Genomic DNA, 9114 nt, shown 5'->3' on the forward strand with positions numbered 1-9114 from the left:
CTCAGGCGGCGGCCGGCGACCGACCGACCAGGTTGAAGATGACCCGGTTCTCCGTGTCGTTCCGGCCGTCCAGGCCGTACTTGGCGCGGAACAGCTCCACCACGCGGCGGTACACCTCGGGTGCCAGCTCGTCGGCCTCATCCAGCGCGAACACCTCGCCGGCGGCCTCCGGCCGGTCCAGCACGACGGTCAGCCCGGCCAGGCCGTGCCGGGCCACGTTGCGTACGAGGTCGCGGCCGGCGATGTACCAGTCACCGTCGACCCGGACGTAGAGCGCCTCGCACGTCTCCAGGTCCCGGCCGCCCTGGCGCAGGCACAGCCGCAGCGTCAGGCACGCCTCCAGGTCCTGCAACGGGGCCGTCTCCCACAGCTCGGTGAACCGGTCGGCCACGAACTCGCCCAACGGCGTGGACACGAACGCCTCGATCTGCTGCGTGTCGAAGGTGCTGCCCCGGACCGGGAAGAACGAGATGAACGCCTTGCCGTCCCAGCGGTACATCTGCACCGACGGCGCCGCGTTGTAGACGCGGACCTGCAACCGGGACCGGGGCGTCTCGGGCAGCTCGTCGTGCAGCCGGGCGAGGTGCCAGAGGTTGTTGAGGATGGCGACCGAGGCGTCCCGCCGCCGCAGCTCCGCGCCGCGCAACCGGACCGCGGGCGAGTCCGGGTCCAGCAGCAGCACCCGTACGGTGGCGCCGTTGGCGAGGGCGGAACGCAGCGCGCCATTGAACCGGTCGACGTACGGGCCCTCCAGCATGCTGGTCCAGGTCTCCAGGATCGCGACCGTCTCCTTCGACTGCGCCACCCGTTCGATGAGCGCGTCCCGGTCCAGTCGCGGGTGCTCGATGATGCTCGCCGTCTGGAGTTCGCGGAAGAGCGGGTTGAGCACCACGTACGTCAGCAGCGTCATGATCAGCGCCGCCCCGATGTTCAGGTACAGCTCGCCCTGGAAGCTGCCGGCGGCCCGCCGCGACGCCTGCCAGGCCTGCACGATCATCCAGACCGCGCCCCCGGCCAGGGCGGCGAGCACCAGGACGTGCCGCCGGCGACGGCGCAGGGTGTTGCGACCCCGTACCCACCACCGTCCCGACATGTCCGCTCCCCGTCCCGGCGCGTCGTGCATCGATCCCGGTTCATGTCCTGAGGAGACCAGGATACGGATCGCGGGCACGTCCGCGCCCGCCCGTACGGGCGTTGTCTAGGCTGCGTGCGTGCTGCTCTGCATCGACATCGGAAACACCAACACCGTGCTGGCGACCTTCGACGGCGACAAGCTGGTGCACTCCTGGCGGATCAAGACCGATGCCCGGTCGACGGCCGACGAGCTCGGCCTGATGTTCCGCGGCCTGCTCGCCGGGGACAACGTCGAGATCACCGGGGTGGCCGCGTGCTCCACGGTGCCGGCGGCGCTGCGTTCGCTGCGGACCATGCTGACCCGGTACTACGCGGACCTGCCGAGCGTGATCGTCGAGCCCGGTGTCCGGACGGGCGTGCAGCTCGCCATCGACAACCCCAAGGAGGTCGGTGCCGACCGGGTGGTCAACACCCTCGCCGCGTACACCCTCTACGGTGGCCCGTCGATCGTCGTGGACTTCGGCACCACCACCAACTTCGACGTGATCAGCGGCCGGGGCGAGTTCCTCGGTGGCGCCTTCGCCCCGGGCATCGAGATCTCCTTCGACGCGCTCGCCGCCCGCGCCGCCCAGCTGCGCAAGGTGGAGGCGACCAAACCCCGCTCGGTGATCGGCAAGAACACCGTGGAGTGCCTGCAGTCCGGCCTGTACTTCGGCTTCGCCGGCCAGGTGGACCGCATCGTCGAGCGGATGACCGAGGAACTGGGCGAGGTGAAGGCGGTGATCGCCACCGGCGGGCTGGCCTCACTGGTGATCAACGAGTGCCGGAGCATCACCCACCACGAGCCGATGATCACCCTCATCGGCCTGCGGATGGTCTACGACCGCAACGTGTGAGGTGCAAGGAAGGGCCCCCTGTTAACGCCTGCGGTAGAGGAAGGGCCCCCGCTTAACACCGCCGGCCCCGCTGCGACCGGATCAGCGCCGCCGCGCGCGGAAGGCCACCGTCCGGTACGGCAGGACGAGCGTGTCCCGCCCGGCCAGGTCCGGGTGGGTGTCGAGCAGGTCGCGCAGCTTCCGGTCCACCTCGGCCCGGCGCTCCGGGGTCGCCGTGAGGTGGTGCGAGCGGGTGCGCACCATTCCGAGCAGTTCGTCGCGCGTGAGCGTCGTCGTGTGAGCGAACTCGGCCCATTCCGGTGGGCCGAACGCCGGACCGAAGTCGGTGACGGTCTCCAGCAGGTGGTCGACGGTGTCGCCGATCTCGGCGATCCGGCTCAGCTCGGTCACCCACGGGGTCCGGTCGTCGCGCAGGTTCCAGATCGGCGCGAAGGCGCCGCCGGACCGCAGCACCCGGGCGATCTCCGGGTGCGCCCGCTCCCGGTCGAACCAGTGGTACGCCTGGCCGACCAGCACGGCGTCGGCGTACCCGTCGGGCAGCGGCACCGACTCCGCGCTCCCGTCCTGGGCGGTGGTGCCGACGGTGGCGGCCTCCAACTGGGCGCGCATGCCCGGGTCGGGCTCGACGGCGGTCACGTCGTGGCCGAGCGCGAGCACGCCCCGGGTGAGGATCCCGGTGCCGGCTCCCAGGTCGACGACCCGGCCGGGCACCGGGAGACCGTCGAGCGCCCAGCGCAGCGCGGCCTCCGGATAGCGGGGCCGGAACCGGTCGTAGGCGGCTGCCGCGGCGCCGAACGAGAGGGCCTGAGTGGGGTCGGTCATGGCGGGCAGGTTATCCCGTAACCACCATCCGGCCCCTTGAGTACGCTCGGTGCCTGAACCCCGCCCGAAGACTCCCGACGAGGAAGCGTGCCGTGACCGAGCAGACCCCCGTGCCAGTGGACCCCGCCGACGACCTTCCCGAGCAGATGAAGGTCCGCCGGGAGAAGCGGGACCGGATGCTCGCCGAGGGCGTCCAGCCCTATCCGGTCGGATATCCCCGGACCAGCACCCTCGCGGAGATCCGCTCGACGTACGCCGAGCTGCCCACCGACACCGCCACCGGCGACCGCGTGTCGGTCACCGGCCGGGTGATCTTCGTACGGAACACCGGCAAGCTGTGCTTCGCGACCCTGCGCGACGGCGACGGCACCGAACTCCAGGCGATGCTCTCCCTGGACCGGGTCGGCGCGGAGCGGCTGGAGGACTGGAAGCGCCTGGTCGACCTCGGCGACCACGTGGGCGTGACGGGCGAGGTGATCACCAGCCGGCGCGGCGAGCTGTCGGTGCTGGCCGAGGAGTGGGCGGTCACCGCCAAGGCGCTGCGTCCGCTGCCGGTGGCGCACAAGCCGCTGAGTGAGGAGGCCCGCGTCCGGCAGCGCTACGTCGACCTGATCGTCCGCCCGCAGGCCCGCCAGATGGTGCGTACGCGTGCCACCGCCGTGCGCAGCCTCCGGGACACCCTGCACGGCCGGGACTTCATCGAGGTGGAGACCCCGATGCTCCAGTTGCTGCACGGCGGGGCGGCTGCGCGGCCATTCGTGACCCACAGCAATGCGTTGAGCACGGATCTGTATCTGCGAATCGCTCCGGAACTGTTTCTCAAGCGCGCCGTGGTCGGTGGCGTCGACCGGGTCTTCGAGATCAACCGCAACTTCCGTAATGAGGGCATCGACTCTTCGCACTCGCCCGAGTTCGCGATGCTGGAGGTGTACGAGGCTTACGGCGACTACGACACGATGGCCGAGCTGACCCGCAATCTCGTCCAGCAGGCGGCCATCGCGGTCGCCGGCTCGACCGTGGTGACCCACGCCGACGGGCGCGAGTTCGACCTGGGTGGTGAGTGGCGGTCCGTGACGCTCTTCGGGGTTCTTTCCGAGGCACTCGGCGAGGAGGTCACCGTCCGCACCGAGCACGCCCGCCTCGTCGAGTACGCGGACAAGGTCGGATTGTCGGTCGACCCGAAGTGGGGACCGGGCAAGCTCGCGGAGGAACTGTTCGAGGAACTGGTCGTACCGGGCCTGACCCAGCCCACCTTCGTCCGCGACTACCCGGAGGAGACCAGCCCGCTCACCCGGGCGCACCGCAGCGAGCCGGGGCTGGCGGAGAAGTGGGACCTCTACGTGCTGGGCTTCGAGCTGGGCACCGCGTACTCCGAGCTGGTGGACCCGGTGGTGCAGCGTGAGCGGCTGGTCGCCCAGGCGCAGCTCGCCGCCCGCGGCGACGACGAGGCCATGCGCCTGGACGAGGACTTCCTCCGCGCGATGGAGTACGGAATGCCGCCGGCCGGTGGTATGGGAATGGGAATCGACCGCCTGCTGATGGCTCTGACCGGCCAGGGTATTCGGGAAACGATCCTCTTCCCGTTGGTCCGGCCCGAGTAGTCTCCGCCGGGTCGTTACCCCATCCTATTGACGAGGCAACCAGCGGGCGGGTTATCGTTCTTGCGTTCGCAGGAGCAACCCTGCTCGAAAGGAATGTGGGACGTGGCCAAGCAAATCATTCATAAGCTGGTCGATGACCTGGACGGCGGGGACGCTGACGAGACCGTCAAGTTCGCCCTCGACGGCGTTCAGTACGAGATCGACCTGTCGAGCGCCAACGCCGCGAAATTGCGTGACGTATTCGCTCAGTACATCGCCCACGGCACGAAGGTCGGTCGTGGCGGTGTGGTCGTCGGTGGGCGGGCAGCTCGTGGTCGGGGTGGGGCCACCGCCGACCGCGAGCAGAACAAGGCGATCCGCGAGTGGGCCAAGAAAGCCGGCAAGGACATCTCCGACCGGGGCCGGATCCCGCAGGAGATCGTCGACGAGTACCACTCGAAGGCCGGTCACTGACCCGCTCGTCGGGAACGGGTGCCAGGCGACACGACGCCGGGCCGGAGCACGTCTCCGGGCCGGCGTCGCCGTATCCGCTCCCGGGTCCGGCGCACCGGGAAGAATGGCCAGCCGGCGTGCGTTGTCCACAGCCGGTGGAGAGTCTGTCCACAGCCTGTGGATGGCGCCCACCGGGGCGGGCCGGGCCGAGATGGAACCGGCCACGCCCACGGCACCCGGTCTGGTCGGGGGTCGGATTTCGCTCTGCGCGTAGCGACGGGGGTACCGGAACACCGTCTGAGCGCGCACGGTTGTGCAAAAGGACGCGTACACGGCATTCGGTGGGGACACACGACCTCAGCGGAGTCGGTCCGCGGCGATAGAGTAAGGAGGCACGGACGCCCGTCCCGGACGTCCGAGCACCGGCCCCGCCACGACTTCTTGACCATCAAGATCGAGTGCGCACGGCACGTGAGGAGCACGAGGGCATGTTCGAGCGGTTCACCGACCGAGCGCGACGGGTTGTCGTCCTGGCCCAAGAAGAGGCCCGGATGCTCAACCACAACTACATCGGTACGGAGCACATCCTGCTGGGCCTCATCCACGAGGGTGAGGGCGTCGCCGCCAAGGCTCTGGAGAGCCTCGGCATCTCCCTGGAGGGCGTGCGTCAGCAGGTCGAGGAGATCATCGGCCAGGGTCAGCAGGCGCCGAGCGGGCACATCCCGTTCACGCCGCGGGCCAAGAAGGTGCTGGAGCTGTCGCTGCGTGAGGCGCTGCAGCTCGGCCACAACTACATCGGCACGGAGCACATCCTGCTCGGCCTGATCCGTGAGGGCGAGGGCGTCGCCGCCCAGGTGCTGGTCAAGCTCGGCGCCGACCTCAACCGGGTCCGCCAGCAGGTGATCCAGCTGCTCTCCGGCTACCAGGGCAAGGAGCCCGCCGCGGCGGGTGCCACGCCGGGTGAGGCCGCGCCGTCGACCAGCCTCGTGCTGGACCAGTTCGGCCGCAACCTGACCCAGGCCGCCCGCGAGGGCAAGCTCGACCCGGTCATCGGGCGCGAGAAGGAAATCGAGCGGGTCATGCAGGTGCTCTCCCGCCGTACGAAGAACAACCCGGTCCTGATCGGTGAGCCCGGCGTCGGCAAGACCGCCGTGGTGGAGGGCCTGTCCCAGAAGATCATCAAGGGCGAGGTGCCCGAGACCCTCAAGGACAAGCAGCTCTACACGCTCGACCTCGGTGCCCTGGTGGCCGGTTCCCGCTACCGCGGTGACTTCGAGGAGCGCCTCAAGAAGGTGCTCAAGGAGATCCGCACCCGCGGCGACATCATCCTGTTCATCGACGAGATCCACACCCTGGTGGGTGCGGGTGCCGCCGAGGGCGCGATCGACGCGGCGAGCATCCTCAAGCCGATGCTGGCCCGTGGTGAGCTGCAGACCATCGGCGCGACCACCCTTGACGAGTACCGCAAGCACCTGGAGAAGGACGCCGCGCTGGAGCGCCGCTTCCAGCCGATCCAGGTGGGTGAGCCGTCGCTGGCCCACACCATCGAGATCCTCAAGGGCCTGCGGGACCGCTACGAGGCGCACCACCGGGTGAGCATCACCGACGCCGCTCTCGTGGCCGCCGCCACCCTGGCCGACCGGTACATCTCCGACCGCTTCCTGCCGGACAAGGCGATCGACCTGATCGACGAGGCCGGTGCCCGGATGCGCATCCGCCGGATGACCGCGCCGCCAGACCTGCGCGACTTCGACGAGCGCATCGCCCAGGTGCGCAAGGACAAGGAGTCCGCGATCGACGCGCAGGACTTCGAGCGTGCCGCCCAGCTGCGTGACAAGGAGAAGCAGCTCCTCGGTCAGAAGGCGCAGCGGGAGAAGGAGTGGAAGGCCGGTGACCTGGACGTCGTCAGCGAGGTCGACGACGAGCAGATCGCCGAGGTGCTCGGCAACTGGACCGGCATCCCGGTCTACAAGCTGACCGAGGAGGAGACCTCGCGCCTGCTGCGCATGGAGGACGAGCTGCACAAGCGCGTCATCGGCCAGGAGGACGCGGTCAAGGCGGTATCGAAGGCGATCCGGCGTACCCGGGCCGGCCTGAAGGACCCGAAGCGTCCGTCCGGCTCGTTCATCTTCGCCGGCCCGTCCGGCGTGGGTAAGACCGAGCTGTCCAAGGCGCTCGCCGAGTTCCTCTTCGGCAGCGAGGACGCCCTCATCCAGCTGGACATGTCCGAGTTCCACGACCGCTACACGGTCTCCCGGCTGGTGGGTGCGCCTCCCGGCTACGTCGGCTACGACGAGGGTGGCCAGCTGACCGAGAAGGTGCGGCGTCGGCCGTTCTCGGTGGTCCTCTTCGACGAGATCGAGAAGGCCCACCCGGACGTGTTCAACACGCTGCTCCAGATCCTGGAGGACGGTCGGCTCACCGACGGTCAGGGCCGGATCGTGGACTTCAAGAACACGGTCATCATCCTGACCACCAACCTCGGCACGCGGGACGTGGCCAAGGCGGTGTCGCTGGGCTTCCAGGCGTCGGAGGACTCCGAGTCCAACTACGACCGGATGAAGCAGAAGGTCAACGACGAGCTCAAGCAGCACTTCCGGCCTGAGTTCCTGAACCGGATCGACGACACCATCGTCTTCCACCAGCTGCGTCAGAACGAGATCCTGTCGATCGTCGACATCATGATCTCCCGGATCGAGGGCCAGCTGCGCAACAAGGACATGGGCCTGGAGCTGACCGACAACGCCAAGAAGTACCTGGCGGTGAAGGGCTTCGACCCGGTGCTCGGTGCGCGTCCGCTGCGTCGCACGATCCAGCGCGACATCGAGGACAACCTGTCCGAGCGGATCCTCTTCAACGAGCTGACCCCGGGTCAGATCGTGGTGGTGGACTGCGAGGGCGACCCGAATAACATCGACAAGTCCAAGCTCGTCTTCCGGGGCGCCGAGAAGCCGGTCGACGTGCCGGACGCGGTCCCGGCCGACCTGGGCGGCACCGCCGCCGCGGGCGCGGACGAGTAAGGCACCAGCACGAGGGCGACGGCCCGGTGGCATCGGCCACCGGGCCGTCGCCTTTGTCCGTCACCAGGGGTTCCTGGGCGGGGCGCCGGTGCGGGCGGGCGGCAAGATCCACTCGATTTCAATGAAGTGGGGCTGTCAGGCACCGCTGACACCCCGACTTCAATGAACCGGAGTGGATCACCGGCCGGGATTCGAAGATCTCGACCCTGGACCGGGACCTGGACCGGGACTCGGACTGGGACTGGGACCGTGAACGGCCGGGCGCCCCGGGTTCGCGACATCGGGTGGATTGGGACGGGCCGGCCTGCACCGGGTCCCGATGTCCGGTCTTGGGCCAGCTGTCCGGTCCGGCCTACGACGGGTGTCCGGGTCCGGTCTTGGCCGGGTGTCCGGGCCCGCCTTGGCTCGGGTGCCAGTGCCCGCCGCAGGGCGGGGTGTCCGGTCCCGCCGCAGGATCGAGGTGGCCAGTCCCGCCGCACGCTCCTCGCTCTCCCGCTCAGCCCGGTCCCTGTCCGCCTCCGCGAACCGCCCCGCCCGCCGTATCGACCTCCGCCCGCCCCGCTCCCCGCCCCCCGCTGTGGTTGATCATGAGGTTAGCGGGTCGAGATGTCCGTTTCGAGCCCGCTAACCTCATGATCAACGCCGCTGGGGGCGGGCCTTGGGGGAGATCTTGGTAGGAAACGGCCCCCAGAGGGGCCATCCCGTACCAAGATCTTGTCCCGGCTGGGGTGCCTGTCCGGTTTGTGGTCCGGTGTCGGGTGGTCGTGGGCCACCCCGGGGGTGGAATCCGGGGCGGGGCCGGGTCGTTGTACATGGCAGACCGTGCCACCTCGGGCGGCGCACCGGCTCACCGCGATGGGCCGGGGCCGGCGGGAACGATTGACCGCCGGCCGCAGTTACATCCCCCGGGCCGCACCACGGAGCCCCGGGACGCCGGCAAGGAATGACCCGCCGGCTCCCGCAGTTACATCCCCCGGGCCGCACTAGCCCGCACTAGCCCCGGGAAGCCGGCAAGGAATGACCCGCCGGCTCCGGCAGTTACATCCCCCGGGCCGCAGCACAGCCCACCGGGCCGCACGCAGGGCCCGCCCCCGGGACCCGGCGGGGAATGACCCCCCGGACCCGGTCGTTACATCCCCCGGACCCGCGCCGGCCACGGCCGCCGGGCCGAATCCCCCGAAACATCGCGGCATGCCACCGCAGAACCCCCCTCTTGCGTGTGTCGCGCACCCCCGATGTGAAGGAGCACCCCGATCATGGCTACCACCC

At 69.6% G+C, this 9114-nt stretch carries 6 protein-coding genes; 4 read left to right on the forward strand and 2 right to left on the reverse strand.

Annotation, left to right across the window (positions count from 1 at the left end):
• Position 1 precedes the first annotated feature (1 nt).
• Entirely contained in the window at positions 2-1093 is a 1092-nt protein-coding gene (locus ACIBR0_RS15585) for a DUF5919 domain-containing protein (protein ID WP_396716058.1), read from the reverse strand.
• Positions 1094-1211: 118 nt separating this feature from the next.
• On the opposite strand from ACIBR0_RS15585, the gene ACIBR0_RS15590 reads away from it, so the two are divergent.
• A complete protein-coding gene (locus tag ACIBR0_RS15590; protein ID WP_396716060.1) occupies positions 1212-1970 on the forward strand; it encodes a type III pantothenate kinase in 759 nt (252 codons plus the stop codon).
• 81 nt (positions 1971-2051) lie between these two features.
• Here ACIBR0_RS15590 and ACIBR0_RS15595 read toward each other — a convergent pair whose 3' ends face one another.
• Positions 2052-2792: a class I SAM-dependent methyltransferase gene (locus ACIBR0_RS15595; protein ID WP_396716062.1), complete on the reverse strand. Its 741-nt coding sequence runs from the start codon at positions 2790-2792 to the stop codon at positions 2052-2054.
• 92 nt (positions 2793-2884) lie between these two features.
• Here ACIBR0_RS15595 and lysS point away from each other — a divergent pair, with 92 nt between their 5' ends.
• From lysS to ACIBR0_RS15610, 3 genes are all read left to right on the forward strand, one after another.
• Positions 2885-4393 carry a lysine--tRNA ligase gene (gene lysS, locus ACIBR0_RS15600; RefSeq protein ID WP_396716064.1) on the forward strand — a complete coding sequence of 503 codons (1509 nt, stop codon included), beginning with the start codon at positions 2885-2887 and terminating at the stop codon, positions 4391-4393.
• 102 nt (positions 4394-4495) lie between these two features.
• A complete protein-coding gene (locus ACIBR0_RS15605; RefSeq protein WP_357032677.1) occupies positions 4496-4846 on the forward strand; it encodes an Lsr2 family protein in 351 nt (116 codons plus the stop codon).
• 467 nt (positions 4847-5313) lie between these two features.
• Positions 5314-7845 carry an ATP-dependent Clp protease ATP-binding subunit gene (locus ACIBR0_RS15610; protein ID WP_396716080.1) on the forward strand — a complete coding sequence of 844 codons (2532 nt, stop codon included), beginning with the start codon at positions 5314-5316 and terminating at the stop codon, positions 7843-7845.
• Positions 7846-9114 lie beyond the last annotated feature (1269 nt).

It is taken from the genome of Micromonospora sp. NPDC049497, from assembly GCF_044465805.1.
In the GTDB taxonomy this organism is placed as follows: domain Bacteria; phylum Actinomycetota; class Actinomycetes; order Mycobacteriales; family Micromonosporaceae; genus Micromonospora.